Annotated in this window: 17 protein-coding genes; 8 read left to right on the plus strand and 9 right to left on the minus strand. The window is 66.9% G+C overall.

What is annotated here, in order from left to right; all coding sequences use genetic code 11:
* Positions 1 to 7 precede the first annotated feature (7 nt).
* From AVAK2825_RS22700 to AVAK2825_RS22730, 7 genes are all read right to left on the minus strand, one after another.
* Positions 8 to 1,051, minus strand: a complete 1,044-nt coding sequence (locus AVAK2825_RS22700) for an SAM-dependent methyltransferase (RefSeq protein WP_284402691.1) — start codon at positions 1,049 to 1,051, stop codon at positions 8 to 10.
* 118 nt (positions 1,052 to 1,169) lie between these two features.
* The gene (locus AVAK2825_RS22705) at positions 1,170 to 2,807 is read right to left on the minus strand and encodes a histidine kinase famiy protein (RefSeq protein ID WP_284402692.1); all 1,638 of its coding nucleotides are present in this window, start codon (positions 2,805 to 2,807) and stop codon (positions 1,170 to 1,172) included.
* Between the two features lie 119 nt (positions 2,808 to 2,926).
* Positions 2,927 to 3,928: a cytochrome d ubiquinol oxidase subunit II gene (locus tag AVAK2825_RS22710; RefSeq protein WP_502870597.1), complete on the minus strand. Its 1,002-nt coding sequence runs from the start codon at positions 3,926 to 3,928 to the stop codon at positions 2,927 to 2,929.
* Between the two features lie 16 nt (positions 3,929 to 3,944).
* A complete protein-coding gene (locus tag AVAK2825_RS22715; protein ID WP_284402694.1) occupies positions 3,945 to 5,312 on the minus strand; it encodes a cytochrome ubiquinol oxidase subunit I in 1,368 nt (455 codons plus the stop codon).
* Positions 5,313 to 5,318: 6 nt separating this feature from the next.
* Positions 5,319 to 5,906: a GbsR/MarR family transcriptional regulator gene (locus tag AVAK2825_RS22720; protein ID WP_284402695.1), complete on the minus strand. Its 588-nt coding sequence runs from the start codon at positions 5,904 to 5,906 to the stop codon at positions 5,319 to 5,321.
* A gap of 110 nt (positions 5,907 to 6,016) precedes the next feature.
* Positions 6,017 to 6,937 (minus strand): ZIP family metal transporter, encoded by a 921-nt coding sequence (locus tag AVAK2825_RS22725; RefSeq protein ID WP_284402696.1) that lies wholly within the window; start codon positions 6,935 to 6,937, stop codon positions 6,017 to 6,019.
* Between the two features lie 76 nt (positions 6,938 to 7,013).
* Positions 7,014 to 7,979, minus strand: a complete 966-nt coding sequence (locus AVAK2825_RS22730) for a ferritin-like domain-containing protein (RefSeq protein ID WP_272564799.1) — start codon at positions 7,977 to 7,979, stop codon at positions 7,014 to 7,016.
* A gap of 241 nt (positions 7,980 to 8,220) precedes the next feature.
* Here AVAK2825_RS22730 and AVAK2825_RS22735 point away from each other — a divergent pair, with 241 nt between their 5' ends.
* The 7 genes from AVAK2825_RS22735 to AVAK2825_RS22765 all read left to right on the plus strand — a co-directional run bounded on the left by AVAK2825_RS22735 (position 8,221) and on the right by AVAK2825_RS22765 (position 12,729).
* The gene (locus AVAK2825_RS22735) at positions 8,221 to 8,556 is read left to right on the plus strand and encodes a DUF6172 family protein (RefSeq protein ID WP_272564798.1); all 336 of its coding nucleotides are present in this window, start codon (positions 8,221 to 8,223) and stop codon (positions 8,554 to 8,556) included.
* 531 nt (positions 8,557 to 9,087) lie between these two features.
* The gene (locus tag AVAK2825_RS22740; RefSeq protein WP_284402697.1) at positions 9,088 to 9,612 is read left to right on the plus strand and encodes a sigma-70 family RNA polymerase sigma factor; all 525 of its coding nucleotides are present in this window, start codon (positions 9,088 to 9,090) and stop codon (positions 9,610 to 9,612) included.
* A gap of 156 nt (positions 9,613 to 9,768) precedes the next feature.
* A complete protein-coding gene (locus tag AVAK2825_RS22745; RefSeq protein WP_284402698.1) occupies positions 9,769 to 10,008 on the plus strand; it encodes a DUF4880 domain-containing protein in 240 nt (79 codons plus the stop codon).
* 105 nt (positions 10,009 to 10,113) lie between these two features.
* The gene (locus AVAK2825_RS22750; protein WP_284402699.1) at positions 10,114 to 10,518 is read left to right on the plus strand and encodes a thioesterase II family protein; all 405 of its coding nucleotides are present in this window, start codon (positions 10,114 to 10,116) and stop codon (positions 10,516 to 10,518) included.
* Complete coding sequence (locus AVAK2825_RS22755) at positions 10,496 to 11,188, plus strand: 4'-phosphopantetheinyl transferase family protein (RefSeq protein ID WP_284402700.1); 693 nt, start codon at positions 10,496 to 10,498, stop codon at positions 11,186 to 11,188. Before AVAK2825_RS22750 ends, AVAK2825_RS22755 begins: the two co-directional genes overlap by 23 nt.
* Before the next feature lie 133 nt (positions 11,189 to 11,321).
* On the plus strand, positions 11,322 to 11,567 hold the full coding sequence (locus AVAK2825_RS22760) for a hypothetical protein (protein WP_284402701.1): 246 nt from the start codon (positions 11,322 to 11,324) through the stop codon (positions 11,565 to 11,567).
* A gap of 103 nt (positions 11,568 to 11,670) precedes the next feature.
* The gene (locus AVAK2825_RS22765) at positions 11,671 to 12,729 is read left to right on the plus strand and encodes a formylglycine-generating enzyme family protein (protein ID WP_284402702.1); all 1,059 of its coding nucleotides are present in this window, start codon (positions 11,671 to 11,673) and stop codon (positions 12,727 to 12,729) included.
* A 94-nt stretch (positions 12,730 to 12,823) separates the two neighbouring features.
* On the opposite strand, the gene AVAK2825_RS22770 is transcribed toward AVAK2825_RS22765, so the two are convergent.
* Positions 12,824 to 13,219, minus strand: coding sequence for a hypothetical protein (locus AVAK2825_RS22770; protein WP_284402703.1), 396 nt, complete (start codon positions 13,217 to 13,219; stop codon positions 12,824 to 12,826).
* Between the two features lie 64 nt (positions 13,220 to 13,283).
* Positions 13,284 to 14,318, minus strand: coding sequence for a hypothetical protein (locus AVAK2825_RS22775; RefSeq protein ID WP_284402704.1), 1,035 nt, complete (start codon positions 14,316 to 14,318; stop codon positions 13,284 to 13,286).
* A gap of 210 nt (positions 14,319 to 14,528) precedes the next feature.
* Here AVAK2825_RS22775 and AVAK2825_RS22780 point away from each other — a divergent pair, with 210 nt between their 5' ends.
* Entirely contained in the window at positions 14,529 to 14,747 is a 219-nt protein-coding gene (locus AVAK2825_RS22780) for a hypothetical protein (RefSeq protein ID WP_284402706.1), read from the plus strand.
* Positions 14,748 to 14,957: the final 210 nt, after the last annotated feature.

The following is a 14,957-nucleotide window of genomic DNA, read 5'->3' on the forward strand; positions in this document are numbered from 1 at the left end:
GTTCCGATCAGTCGCGTCGGTCGAACAGGTAGTGGCTCACCCACCACTGCTGCCCGCCGTCAAAGCCGAAGAGTTCTTCCACCGACAGGAAAAACAGGCGCCACCGGCTCCACCATGCCGGGGCGTCCTCTCCGTAGGTGCGGCGGAACAGTGGCATGAGCGCATCGTGTTGCAGATCCATGTTGTCCAGCCAGGCGCGGGCCGTACGTTCGTAGTGCGTGCCGTCCCAGCGCCAGCGCCGCCGCAACTGCAGATCGTCCTGGCAGTGCAGGGCCAGATCGTCGCTGGGCATCATGCCACCGGAGAAGAAATGCTTGCTCATCCAGTCGCTCGCATCGCGCTCCTCGAACGGATAGGGCGCCTCACGGTGGGCGAACACGTGCATGAAGAACCGGCCCCTGGGTGCGAGCCAGCGCGATACGTTGGCGAAGGCCTGCGGCCAGTTGCGAAGGTGCTCGAACATCTCCACCGAAACGATGCGGTCGAAGCGGGCCGCAATGTCGAATCGGTTGAAATCGCAGGTGACCACCTTTACGTTGGACAGACCGCGCCTGGCCGCCTCTGCATCGATGTAGGCGCGCTGCGAGTGCGAATTGGAGACGGCAGTGATGCGGCTGGCAGGGTAGCGCTGCGCCATCCACAGCGTGAGGGACCCCCAGCCGCACCCCAACTCCAGAATGCGCTGCCCGTCGGCCAGTCCGGCGTGCTCGCACGTTCGCAGGAGCGCGGCTTCTTCCGCCTGCGCCAGGGTGGAGGCTCCGTCGCCCCAGTAGCCGCTGCTGTACTTGCGATGCGGGCCGAGCACCGCGCCGAAGAATTCGGCCGGCACCTCGTAGTGCTGCTCGTTGGCCTTGTCGGGCAGCGGTGCCAGCTCTGCCTTGCGCATGGCATCCACGAAGGCCTGCGTCTGCTCTGCCGTGGCTCCGGCATCGCCGCTGCGCATTTCCTGAAGGCGTTCTTTCAGAAGCCGGCGAATGCCGTACCGCACCATCTGGTCGGGCACGATGCCTTGCTCGGCCCATCGAATGGCATTGGCGGTGCTTGTCGGCATGTGCGGCTCCTGGAATGCCGCGTCGGAATGTGCGGCCTGCTTCCTGTACGCAGGCCTGTGGCCGTTGGATTGCTGGCGGCGCGAAATTTCACTGCATCGCGCGCCCGGTTTCATGCCTTCAGGTCCGGGTGCCGGTGGCGCCGTCCAGCACCATGCGCACGCTGCGTGCCAGGTCCGCCAACCGATAGGGTTTTTTCAGGATCTCGAACTCCGTGGGCGCCACGTTGGCCAGGCTGCCCATGTCGCGGTCGAACCCCGTGGTGAGCAGGATGTGGATGCCCGCCACGGTCTTGCGCATCTCCCGCGCGAGTTCGTAGCCGTTCAATCCCCCGGGCATCACCACGTCGGTGAAGAGCAGGTCCGGCAGCGCGTCCTGCGGCAACTCCCGCACCAGTTTCAGCGCGGCATGGGCGCTGTGCGCCACGTGCACGGTGTAGCCCAGCCCCTCCAGCATGGCCTGGGCCAGTTCGGCCACTTCGACCCGGTCGTCCACCACGAGGATGGTTTCATTGCCTCCGCGATTCTTCGGGACCAGCGATTCGGCCAGGTCGGGGTGGGGACGGCCGTGCACTGCAGGGAAATACATGCGCACCGTGGTGCCCAGGCCCACTTCCGAATAGATGGTGACGGCGCCGCCCGACTGCTTGGCAAAGCCATACACCATCGACAGGCCCAGGCCCGTGCCCTTGCCTTCTTCCTTGGTGGTGAAGAAGGGGTCCATCACGCGCGACACCACTTCGGGCGGGATGCCGGCGCCGGTGTCCGTCACGGAGATGGTGGCGTAGTGGCCGGACTGCAGTCCGGAGAAGGTGTCGCCATCCTGCGCATCCAGGTAGATGCCCTGGGTCTCCACGCGGATGCGGCCTCCGTTGGGCATGGCATCGCGGGAGTTCAGCAACAGATTGAGCACAGCCACTTCGAGCTGCGTCGTGTCCAGCTCGCAGTTCGGCAGGTCTTCGCCGAGCACGTATTCCATCTCGATGGCTTCGCCCAGCGTGCGTTCGGCCAGCGTGGCCATGCCCCGGACGAGGCTGTTGAGATTGACCACCCGTCCCTTGAGCTTTTGCTTGCGCGAGAAAGCCAGCAGCTGCTGGGTCAGCGTCGATGCCTTGGATACCGCACTGCGAATGCTGTCGATGGAGCGGTCGATGTCCTGCGGCCCCAGGCGGTTGTTGCGGTTCTTGACGCGCATGACGTCCAGGTGCCCGGACATCACTTGAAGCAGGTTGTTGAAGTCGTGGGAGATGCCGCCGGTGAGCTGGCCCAGGGCCTCCATCTTCTGCGCCTGCGAGAGGGCTTCCTCCGCATCGCGGCGCCGGCTCACGTCCAGCTGCGAGGCGAAGAAATAGACCAGCTCGCGCCGGCTGTTGTAGACCGGGGAGATGAAGAGGGCATTCCAGAACGAGGAGCCGTCCTTGCGGTAGTTGAGCAGTTCCAGCGAAATCTCGCGCCGCTGCTCGATGGCTTCGCGGATGGCGGCAATGGTGTTGCGGTCGGTCGCCGGGCCCTGCAGGAATCGGCAGTTGTGCCCCATGATCTCCTGGACGGAGTAGCCCGTCATCGCCACGAAAGCCCGATTGCAGAACACGATGGGGTTGTCGGGCTGTCGAGGATCGGTCACCAGCATGGGCATGCGGGTGGTTTCGATGGCCGCAAAGAAAATGTCGTCCTTGTGGTCGGACACTTCGCCGGGGGCGCCTTCGGCCACGTAGGCTTGCCACGGGCCGGGTACAGGGGGCTTTTCGCTGCTGCTCATGTTGCGGGAATGCTAATGCAATCGCCTTCGCAACGGCCGGCCAAATCTGCCCGGCCGGTGTAGGTGCACACGCCGCCATGGCCCTGATTGCCATGGCATGGCGTGCCCGGGCAGCGATCTCAAAGCCCGTACGTCAGCGCTTTCGCCTTGCCCCAGAACACCCGGTACATGAAGATGGTGTAGGCGACGATGGCCGGCAGGGCGATGCCCACGCCGACGGCCACCACTGCGAGCGACTCGGTCGCGCTCGCCGCCTGCCAAACCGTGATGCGGTCGATGACGATGTAGGGATAGAGGCTGTATGCCAGCCCGAAGAACGCGAGGAGGAACACTGCGACGGTGGCGACGAACACGATCCAGCCGTAGCCCGCGTTCACGATGCGCGGGGTGTGCAGCACGTGGTGGATGGCAAACAGCGCCGCGGCGCAGGCCAGGGGAATGGGCAGCAGCACGAAGAGCTGAGGCAGCGCGAACCATTTCTCGAACACCGTGTGGCTGACCAGGGGCGTCGCCAGCGAAATGGCGCCCAAGGCCAGGGCCATGGGCCACAGCACCGCGCGGCCCCACGCCAACGCCTTGCGCTGCAGGTCGCCCTCGGTCTTCATGAGCAGCCAGCCGGCACCCAGCATGCAGTAGGCCGCGGGCAGCGTGGCGGCAATGCCGGCGGCGAACAGCGTGGGCCACAGGCCTCCCGCAAAGCCGGTCACGTAGGCGCCCAGCATCCAGCCCTGCGCGAGCGTGGTCACCAGCGAGCCGGCGGCGAAGGTGCGGTTCCAGGCGGTCTTGTGGGCATCGCGCGCCTTCACTCGGAAGTCGAACGCCACGCCGCGCAGGATGAGGCCCAGCAGCATCACGGTGGCCGGCGCATAGAGCGCTGAAAGCACCACGCCGTGGGCCATCGGAAAGCACACCAGCAGCACGCCCACGCCCAGCACCAGCCAGGTTTCGTTGGCATCCCAGAAAGGTCCGATGCTGGAGACCATGGTGTCTTTTTCGGCATCGGTGGCGAAGGGCAGCAGCATGCCCACCCCCAGGTCGTAGCCGTCCAGCACCACGTACGCCAGCAGGGCCAGGCCCATGACCGCCATGAAGGCGAGGGGCAGAACATTGGCAAGGGTCATTTCCATGGCGGGCACCTCAAACGGCTTGCGGCGCCGGCGGGCGGACTGCCGGCGTGGGCATGGCCGCGTGTTCGGCCATGTACTTGATGACGGCGACATAGCTCACCAGCAGCGTGACATACACCGCCAGATAGGCGGTGAGCGACATCGCCACGGTGGAGGGTGGGTGCTGCGCCACCGTGTCGGCGGCGCGCAGCAGGCCGTACACCAGGTAGGGTTGGCGTCCGATCTCGGTCACATACCAGCCGGCCAGCGTGGCCACCCAGCCCGAGAAGGTCATGGCCACTAGGGTGAACAGCAGGGCGCGCGGGAGCGATGCCACGGGCGAGGCCTCCTTGCGGCGGCGCCACAGCGCGAAAGCGCCCCACCATGCCACCGCCAGCATGAGCATGCCCATGCCGACCATCACCCGAAAGCTCCAGAACACGGGCGCGACGGGCGGATGCTCGCCTTGGAATTCGTCGAGGCCTTTGAGCTCGGCCTCGCTGTCGTGCGCCAGGATCAGGCTGGCGGCCTTGGGGATCTGCACGGCGTAGTCGGTGCGGCCCTCCTTCTCGTTGGGCCAGCCGAACAGCGTGAGCGGTGCGCCCTTCTCGGTGTGCCAGATGCCTTCGATCGCGGCGATCTTGGCGGGCTGGTGCTGCAAGGTGTTGAGGCCATGCATGTCGCCCATCAGGATCTGCGCGGGGATGGCCACGGCCACCGCGACGAGGGCGGCGCGCAGCGCCAAGGGCGTGCCGAGCGTGGCCGTGCCGCGGATCAGCTGCCAGGCGCTCACGCCGGCCAGCAGGAAACCGGCGGTCAGCGTGGACGCCAGCAGCTTGTGGCCCAGGCGGTAGGGGAAAGAGGGGTTGAAGACGATGGCCAGCCAGTCCACCGCGTGGAACTTGCCGTCGATGATCTCGAAGCCCGCAGGCGTCTGCATCCAGGAGTTGAGGCTCAGGATCCAGAAGGCCGACAGGGTGGTGCCGCCGGCCACGAGCAGGGTGGCGATCAGGTGCACGCGGTCGCTCACGTGCTGGCGGCCGAACAGCATGATGCCCAGGAACGTCGCCTCCAGGAAGAACGCGGTGAACACCTCGTAGCCCAGCAGTGGGCCTGCGATGTTGCCGGCCCGCTCCATGAAGCCGGGCCAGTTGGTGCCGAACTGAAAGCTCATGGTCACCCCCGACACCACGCCGAGGGCGAAGGTCAGCGCGAAGACCTTGGTCCAGAAGTAGTAGGCCTGCTCCCAGCCCTGCGCGGCCGGTGTGCCGGCGGCGGCCCGGTGGCGCAGCCGGAAGTACACCAGGAACCAGCACAGCGCGATGTTGATGGTGGGAAACAGGATGTGAAAGCTGATGTTGGCCGCGAACTGGATCCGCGAGAGCATGAAGGTGTCCATGGCGATCTACCGGTCCTTTCCGCCCTGCTTGCCGGTGCCGCCCTTGCCGGTGAGCCGGTCCTTGAACTCCAGCACCCGCGTGACGGCGGTGCCCATGCCCATGAGCTGCATCGCGGTCTCCGGGGCGAGGCGCTGCACGTCATCGAACCAGGTCATCAGGCGGTCGATGAGGTCGTGCATGTCCTGCATGCGCTGCTGCGCATGGCGTTCGTCCTCGGACGCGGGCTCTTCCAGCAGGGCCATGCGCAGCATGGACAGCGTGGGCTCGATCTCGCGGCGCCGGCGCTCTTCGGCCAGGGTGCGGAAGATCTGCCACACGTCCTGCAGCGCTTCGAAGTACTCGCGCCGGTCACCTGGCTGGTGGCGCAACTGGACAAGCCGCCAGGCCTGCAGTTCCTTCAGGCCCATGCTCACGTTCGAGCGAGAAAACTCCAGCGTCTCGGCGATTTCATCCGCATTGACAGGGCGCGGCGAGAGGTAGAGCAGGGCGTAGATCTGCCCGACGGTGCGGTTGATGCCCCAGCGGCTGCCCATTTCGCCGAAATGGGCCACGAATTGTCGATTCAGGGAGGGGAGCGGCTTGATCTGTGTCATGCCGCGATTGTGCTTCAGGTTTACTGAGTTTTCAGGATTTACTGAAAATTCAATAAGTACATCAGGGTCGATTCATCGATGGAAAGCGTTGCAAGGCCGGGATGGGCCGTTCATCCCAGGGCGGTATCGAGCAGCATCATCACCACGAAGCCCAGCATCAGTCCTCCCGTGGCGAAGGCCTCGTGCCCCTTGCGGTGGGATTCCGGAATGATCTCGTGGCTGATGACGTACAGCATGGCGCCTGCGGCCGCAGCGAGCCCCCAGGGAAGCAGGCTGGCCGACAGGCCGATCAGTGCTACGCCCATGACGGCCGCCACCGGCTCGATCAGGCCGGACACCACGCCCAGGCCCGCGGACATCCAGCGGCCGTAGCCCACGCCGCGCAGGGCCAGCGCCACCACCATGCCCTCGGGTACGTCCTGGATGGAGATGCCCGCAGCCAGCGCCTTGGCACCCACGCCGTCCGAGCCGGCGAAGGCGACCCCGATGGCCAGGCCCTCGGGCAGGTTGTGCAGCGTGATGGCGAGCACGAAGAGCCAGGCGCGCTTGATGGCGCGGGCCTGCGGGCCTTCCAGCCCTTTCACGAAATGCTCGTGCGGCACGGCGCGATCGATCAGCAGCAACAACAGGGCCCCGCCCAGGATGCCCGCGCCCACGATGCCGCCTGCCCCCCACGGTCCGGCGCCCTGGGACTTCGCCGCGGCCAGGGCGGGAATGACGAGGGAGAAAGCGCTGGCCGCGAGCATGACACCGGCGCCGAAGCCGAGCATGGTGTCGTGCGTGCGTTGCGAGAACTTCTGCGACAGCAGCACGGGCAGCGTGCCCAGCGCCGTTGCTGCAGCCGCCATCAGCCCGCCCAGCAGGGCGCCGCGCAGCCGGTCGTCTCCGCTGACCAGGCCACCCATGGCCTGTGCCGAGAGGATGGCCAGGCCCGCGGCCACGATGCCCAGCCCCAGCCATTGGCGCCAGGACAGGGTGTGATGCGCGGGCACTTCGGCGTGGCTTGCCGGATCATGGGAATGCAATGGCATGGCAAGGACTCCTGCAAGGATGAGCGGGGTGGGCGAGACCACGGCGGCACGACGCCGCGGCGGTGCCTTCGGGCGGCTACATGTACACGCTGCTCAGCCGCAGGCTGCCATTCACACCGGCCGGGAAGAACCCGCCCTGGCTGGCCGCGTTGGGCGTGAGATAGACGATGTTGAGCACGTCGTCCGGAGAGCGGCTGTAGGCGATGCCGTTGGCGTCCAGCGGAACGATGTTCGATGCCCCGCTGGCGTCGGGCGCGATCCCCTGGTCCAGGTCCTTGGAGTTGTCCAGGGTGTCGCGCGCGTCGGAAATCTTGCCCGCCGCCGCCTGGGCATCGATGCCCTTCGAATACAGCACCGTGCGCACCAGGCCCGCGTGGTAGGCCTCTGCGGCCAGGATGCCGGCAGCGGCCTCCAGGTAGGTCTTGTTCTGGATCAGCGGCGCGGCGCCCTTGTAGGCCGTGACGCCCACGTCCTCGAAGATGAATGCGCCCAACAGAAAGCTCAGATCGTCCTTGTAGGGATTGAAGGCCGTCCCGGCCGGGATCAGCCCCGAGGCCTGCGCCGCCTTGGAGAAGGCACCGTTCGGGTCGGTGCCGCCCACGTCGATCGACGGCATGGCGACGGCGGACGATCCCAGGGCGGCCCGCAGGAAGTTCACATGGGCCAGTTCGTCGGCGGCGATCTCCTTGGCGTAGGCCGCCACCACCGGGTCGGAGAAGGGCACCTTGGTGCCGCCGATCACGGTGCCGCGCGTGCCCGTGCCGGTGGTCTGCGCATCGGGCAGGCCGGCGCCGGTCGTGGCGTAGAGGTAGAACTGCGCCTCCAGGTACTCCAGGTTCAGCGCGAAGTTGAGAATCTCCGGGTCGGTGGGCGCGTCGGCGCCGACGGCCGGGCCCGATCCGCCGCCGCACGCGGTGAGGATGGCGCCTCCCGCCATGCCGGCGGCAAAGCCCCCGGTCTTGCGAAAGAACATGCGACGCTCTTTGAGCTTGTCGGAGCGGCGTTGCAGGATTTCAAGGGGCGATGCAGGGATGTCGATCATGGTGGTTCCTGGTGGTGTGCGAAGCACGAAGGTCACATGTCGGTCCAGCGGCAGGGAGCCGTTGCCGGAGAGGCAGGAAAGCGGGGCCGGCCGATGCCCGGCACTGCATGCCATGGATCGCCTCCGCCGTGTTCCTGTGGTGGGGTACGGGGCTGGTGCTGCAACGGATTCAAGTTTCTTTGCCATAGCGGCCATGCGGTGGCACGGCATGGCGGGCGGCCCACTGGGGCTACCATCGCCCATGCGAAAAAACTTCACCCTTATTTCCCCCAACAAGCAGCGCGAGCGTGTTCTGGATGGCGTCAAGCATGAAATCCGCCAATACCTGCGCCGCGAACGCAAGCGCGAACTGCCCGCCGGATCGAACTACTGGGACTTCGATTGCCGCTTCGGCCTGACGAAGGAGTCTGCGGAAACCGTGCCGCTGGCCGACCTGATCGATCGCGTGGGCGCTGCGGCGGCGGACGGGGCGGATGCCTTCTATGTGGAGGTGCTGGCACGCCCGGCCGTGAAGGCCGTGCACGAGCGGCGTGCCGCCCCGGACGACGAAGGGGACGACGAGGGCGCGCAGGGGTAGGCCGAAGCGGCGGAGAAGGTCCGCTGGCTGCCATTGGCAGTCATGGCAGTCAAAAGCCGCTCATGCCGGCGGATTGTTTGCCGTTGTTGCTATGAATTCAGTAGCAAATATTTGAGATGAGCGCTCCCGGCCCTGGCTCTGCGGAAGGCGTCGTCCGCCTTCCGACGGCCGGGGATCGGAGGCGATCCCCGCGCCGCTGTGGCGGTTCTCAGCATTTTCTGACCGAGGCCATGCAGCAGGACGCGTGCGTCGGCGCCTTCCCCCCTGTCTTCATCTTCCGCGCTCGCACGTCTTCATGGGTAAGGTCAGTCACCGCGGATTCGCGGTTTCTTTCTGTCACCAATTAATAATAATTCTCATTCTCATTAACATTTCATGGATGATCGATGAAATAGTTCATGAAATAACCGCTTGCTCTTTTGGCGCAGGATGGCAACGGGGCGGTAGGCGGGCGACCCGCCGGGCCAGGGGCAATGCAGTCAGCCGCCCCGGACCATGGCGATTTATTCAGTTCACTGGGAGGTGCTGTACATGTCTTTGCATTCGTCCGGGCCATCGCTCGGAGAGGTGTTCGTGGCCAACCGGGCGCAGCTCTTGCGCGTGGCGCACAAAATCGTTCGCACGATGGATCTGGCGGACGACATCGTGCAGGACGCCTATCTGCGCATCGTCGGCGGTGCGAGCGAACGCAAGATCGACCAGCCCATCGGCTACTGCTGCCAGGTGGTGCGCAATCTGGCGCTCGACCATTGCCGGCGGCAGGCCGTGGAGCGCAACTGCGTTGCCTCCGGCATGGATGTCGAAGCCCCGGAGGTGGCCGGGCCCGGGTCGCCCGACCGCCTGATGCGCGATCGGCAGCTGGTGGGCCTGATCGAAAAGGCGCTGGCGGACCTGCCCACGAGAACCCGCGTGGCATTCCAGCTGTACCGGCTCGACGGCATGACGCAGCGCGACATCGCCATCTCGTTGGGCTGCGCCCTGGGGCTGGTCAACCGGCTGATCGCCGAAGCCACCCAGGCCATTGCCGCCTTGCACCACCTGCTCACGGACGATTGAGCCGTTCGCCACGGCGCCATCGAACTCCGCACTTTCCGAAAAAGCGCTTTGCCCCGCGAGGCCTACTTGCGGTAAGGTGGCCGTCAGCCAGGGCCGGTGCATCCGCATCCGGTCGGTTGGTCCACCGATGCGCCGCGGCGCGAGCGAGTTTGAGGCATGACACAAGCCGACCCCCATTGGGCCGTGGCGTGGGATTGGGTGCAGCGCGAGTACGACCGCGAGAATTTCGACCCGGCTGCCCGCGAGGCGATGATGCATTGGCTGGCGGCCGACGAGGCGCACCGCAAGGCGTACGACAAGGCGGCGCGGCTCTGGCTGCTGGCCGGTCTGACGGCACCCATGGGCGACCTGGAGGAGAGCACCCCGGCGCCAGCCCTGCCCAAGGCGCAGGACTGATCCGTCTGTCTGGCTGCCGGCGTCGTGCGGCCATTTCCTCTCCACCGCCCAAGGACGTATCCATGTCAACCAGCGGCCTCGACTGCGACGACGAGACTTTCCTCGATGCGTGAACCGAATCGGTTCGTGGACAAAGGCAACAATGCCGCGCTGATCGCCGACTTGCGGGATCCAGGCGGTACGCCGGAGGGGGCCTGGAAAAGCGCCGGGCTGTTGCGCCTCACGCTGGATGCGCTCGCGGTGGCTTACCGGGTGTGCCAGAGCTTTCGCCACACCGAGCCAGGCGCTTTACCCGTGCGGTGGCACGTGTTGGCCGGGCGGCAGGACCGCATCGATCCGTCGAGCATGCAGGCCTGGTCGGCAGAGTCGAGCGCGGCGTGCACGCGCGGCTGGCTAGACGGCGGGCACTTCTCTTCGCGACCACAGGAAAGCCCCTTTCTGGCGTCGTTCGTGTGCCGCCTGGCGCAGACCACAGCGGGGGGTGCGCGTGCCGCTGCAGCGCTTGCTTGAGCCGTTGCCGACGGGCATCGAGGGCTATTGCCTCGACTTCGATCTGGAAAGCGATGGCGCATTGCCCCTGGACGTTCTGAGTCCGGCAGAGCGGGCGCGCACCAGCCGGTTCCTGCGGGCGGCGGATCGCCGGCGCTTTGCCGAAACCCGCGCGGCCACCCGGCGCTTGCTGGCCGACCGCCTGGACTGCGGGCCCGCCGAGGTGCCGCTGGCGCAGGATGCCCATGGAAAACCGTTTGTCGACAGGAGTGGCGAAGTGCCGCTGTTCAACGTGTCGCATTCCGGAGGCCATGCCCTGATCGCCGTGGCAGAACCGGGCGCTGTCAGCGTTGTGGGCATCGACATCGAGCAGTGCCGCGGAGGACTGGACATCGACTCCCTGGCGCAGACCGTTCTGACCGATCGGGAGCGCGTCGCGGTGGCCCGGGCGACCGATCCGCAGCGCGCCCTGTACCAGTGCTGGGTGGGCAAGGAAGCGGTGCTCAAGGCCATCGGCGTGGGCATTGCCGAACACCTGCGTTGCGTGGGCATTCATCCCGGCCGGGACGGCCGGTGGTCGGTTGAAAGCACCGTGCCGCAATGGTCCGGGCTGGAGGCCATGGCGCTCGCGGCACCGCCGGGCTATGTGGCGGCGCTGGCATGGCGCAGCAAGCTGCCGGCTCCCGTTTAGAAGGCCGAGGTCTACCGCATCCGCCCGCAGCTCGCTGCCTTCAGGGCATGAACGGGCCGGTGCACACCATGGGAATGGACGGGCAGTGCAAGCGGCTGGCGCTGGTGCCTGTCTCGCCGTGGAGGGGGCCCCGATGATGATCCCCGACGGATGGGTGGACGACCGAGACCTCACCTTTCGCCGCCTTTTCTACACCGAACTGGGCTCGGGCGGTCACCTGCTGGACGTCATCTCCCGCGACAACCGCGACGTCCACCTGGCCGACCGCGTGGTGGCCAGGCAGGTGGCGTGGCCCAGGCAGGGCGGGGCGGGGTGGAAGGGCAGCGGGCACGGTGAGTCGATGAAAATTTGCTACTATTTTTGTAGCAATATGCCATAGTGATATATGCCGTGGAAGCCAATTTGGCTTGAACCCTTCGCAGGCCACCCCCGCCCGCATACACTGATCCCTTCCGGTCTCCGGGACCCTTCAGGGAATCGCCATGCGCCCTTCCACCCTCCGTGTTCTGTCTTCCCTGTCGGCGGTGCTGGGGCTGGCGGTTCCGACCTTCGCGCGTGCGCAGCCGCCCGCCGCCACGGTCTGGACCAATTCGATCGGCATGCCCTTCGTGCGCATCCCGGCCGGCCGCTTTCGCATGGGCAGCGACGAATCCCCCGAGGCCCTGGCAGCGTCCTACCCGCTCATGGAGCGACAGCGCTTCACCCTGCTGGCGGACGAGGCGCCCGTGCACATCGTGCGCATCCGCCGCGCGTTCTACCTGGGCCAGACTGAGGTGACCGTGGGCCAGTTCCGCCGCTTCATCGAGGCATCGGGCTACCGCGCCGAATCCGACGCAGACGGCACGGGCGGCTATGGCTACAACCCCGGCTACGACCCGGCCAGCACCGCGCGCGGCGACGCCTTCGAGGGGCGCGACCGGCGCTACTCCTGGCGCAACCCCGGCTTTGCGCAGGGCGACGACCATCCCGTGGTCAACATCACCTGGCACGACGCGCACGCGCTGGCGGCATGGCTCAGCAGCACCGAAGGCCACCGCTACCGCCTGCCGACCGAGGCTGAGTGGGAATACGCCTGCCGCGCCGGCACGCGCACCCGCTATCCGCACGGCGACGATCCTGAAGGCCTGGTGCGCCACGCCAACACGTTCGACCAGGACGCCGTGCCCTACTGGCCCCGCTGGCAGGCCCGGGCGCTCCAAGGCCACGACGGCCATGCCTTCACCGCGCCGGTGGCCAGCTACCCCGCCAACGCCTTCGGCCTGCACGACATGGTGGGCAATGCGTGGGAATGGGTTTCAGACTGGCACGGCGACACTGCCTATGCCGAGTCGGCGCGCGACGATCCGCAGGGCCCCGCGCAGGGCAACGTGCGCGTGCGCCGCGGCGGCTCCTGGCACACCTGGCCGCTGTATGCGCGGTGCTCGTACCGCAACTGGAACAGCCCGGACACGCGCTACACGCTGGTGGGGGTGCGGCTGCTGCGGGAGATCGACAGTGCGGCGGCGTTGCGAAAAAAGGCCGTGCCGCCCACTGCGCGCTGAGGGCCATGGCGGCCCCGGGCCGTGCGCCGCTTGAATGGCGGGCCATCCGCAGCACGGCGACTGTCGGGCAGCGTGGCTTCACGCTGCCATGCCGTCAGTCCGCGGGTGCGGGCTCCTGCACGGATTGAAGAATCGCCAACAGCGGATCGTTCGGATCGGGCCGATGGGTTTCCGGCCGCGCCGGGTCCCAATCCGGGTTGTTGCGGTTGAGCCATGCGCCGACCACGATGTCGCGCGCCAGCGCCCTGCGCTCCTCGGCCAAGGCTTCCAGGGCCTCCTGCGTGGGAGGAGACTCCGACGACGCATCGGGAGCGGGCTCGGATTCATACAGCTGCTGTTCCACGTTGGCCACGGCTTGCTCGAAATCGCGCAGCACATAGTGCGCCAGCAGGGCCCGTTCGTCGAACGGGGGCGGTGGTGCGTCGCCAGCGGTTTCAAGGGGCGATGCGTCAGAGGTCACGGGGGTTTCGGCGAGGTATTCGGTGGTCATGGCAGGTCTTGCGAGAAGAGGTGGCCGAGGCGGCGATCAGGTGCGAGGGCGCGAAGGGCGATCGTCACCAGGAGTTGAACGAATGGAGTCGCTGGTATTGGTGCGACATGCGGTAAGGGTCGAAATTCGCCATGTCGTGCTTGAACACCGATGCCGCATGCGCGAGTGACTGGTAGGTGTGCGCTGCCGCACGGAACGGGTAGGCCGCCTGGTTGAGAGCGCTTTGTGCCATTTGCTCAGCCCGATAGGCGGCCGACTGCAACGCATGGTCGATGCGAGGCCCTATGGTGTGGATCTTGTGTTCCGCCCGGTGCAGGGCGTTGCCCACACGGTCCAGGCCGGACTGGATGGCCTGATCCGCTCGGTACATGGCGTGGTCCACCCGGTACGCCGCCGACTGGACCGCGTGGTCCACCCTCTGCGCGACCTGTCCCACCTTGTACCGTGCCAAATCCACGCCATAGGCCACGGCCGCGCCTGCGAGCAGCGCGCCGCCCACGCCCACCATGGCCACCTGGGTCGCCTGGTGCAGGGCTGCGTTGCCATACCGCTTGGCTTGATGGGCCAGCCGGCGTGGATCGAACCGTTCCATCGTCGATGCCAGGGAGGACGCCGCCTGGCGCGCTCCTTGCGACATGCCATGGGCCGTTTCCCCGAAAAACGCGCGGGCATGGCCTGCCGCCTGGGAATAGGCCGCCTGCGCGCGTTGCCGATGGTCGGCCTGTGCCAGGCGATGTTCCCCCGCCAGTTGCGGATAGCTGAAGTTCGGACGAGACGCGGCATGGGACTCGGCGCGGAACGCCGAATAGCCGTTCTTGAGCTTCTGCACGTCGTTCTGCATGCCCTGCGATGCCTGGTGCACGGCCCCGTGGGCGTGCATCGCGGCGTTGGAAAACGCCTGCATCATCGGCGAGCGGCCGCGCGGGGCCATGCCACCGCTCTGCGCCGGGTTCTCGCGGCCCTGCAGCCCGTTGAAACCGCCCGAGGACTTGCTTTTGCCGCTCGGCGTGCCGGGTGTGGCAGAAGGTGCCGGTTCGGTCGAAGCGCCTGCTGAACCCATGGCGGTCCGCAGCTTGTTGAAGCTGAATATCGATGTCATTTACCGTATCCCATGCAAAAAGAGGGGGCGACTGCAACCGGACGGCCGGCTTCATGTCGTGGCTGAAGGGGATGGTGCCGCCTGGGTAGCCGCGTCGCCTGGAGCAGTCCGAACCGATCGGCGTGCAAGCGAAGGCCATGCAGGCCCCACGGACTTTTTGCCGGACGCCACCCCGCCACCCGCGGGAACACCGTTTGCCAGGGCATCGGCATGTCCACGCAAGACGACGAAGACCCCATCCAGCGTGCGCGCCGGCTTCGATCGGCCGCGGTGGCCCTGCGGCAATCCCTGCACCAGGCGGCCGAGCGCCTGCATCTCGCGCGCACGGCCCTGGCCGAGCAACGCCAACGCGTGGCTCCCGACCGGGTGGAAGGAGGCCCGCGCGCCACGCGGTTACCACACGACCCGACACGGGGCGGGTTCCGCTGAGGCCGGCGGGGCAGGCACGAGCCAAGTCCACTGATCCTTTCTTTTTCACGCATTCCTTCGCGTGACGGGCGTGATCTGCCTACGCCCCGTGACCGGGCGCACGGCGCGTGGCTCTTCCCTTGCCGTAAAACTTGCCGTCGAACGCGCCTACTGTGCGCCGCACGCTGCCCCGGCGTGGCGTCTGACGCGGCACTGCCCAAGCCCTCCATA

The sequence above is a fragment of the Acidovorax sp. SUPP2825 genome (assembly GCF_030158995.1).
Taxonomy (GTDB): Bacteria; Pseudomonadota; Gammaproteobacteria; order Burkholderiales; family Burkholderiaceae_C; genus Paracidovorax.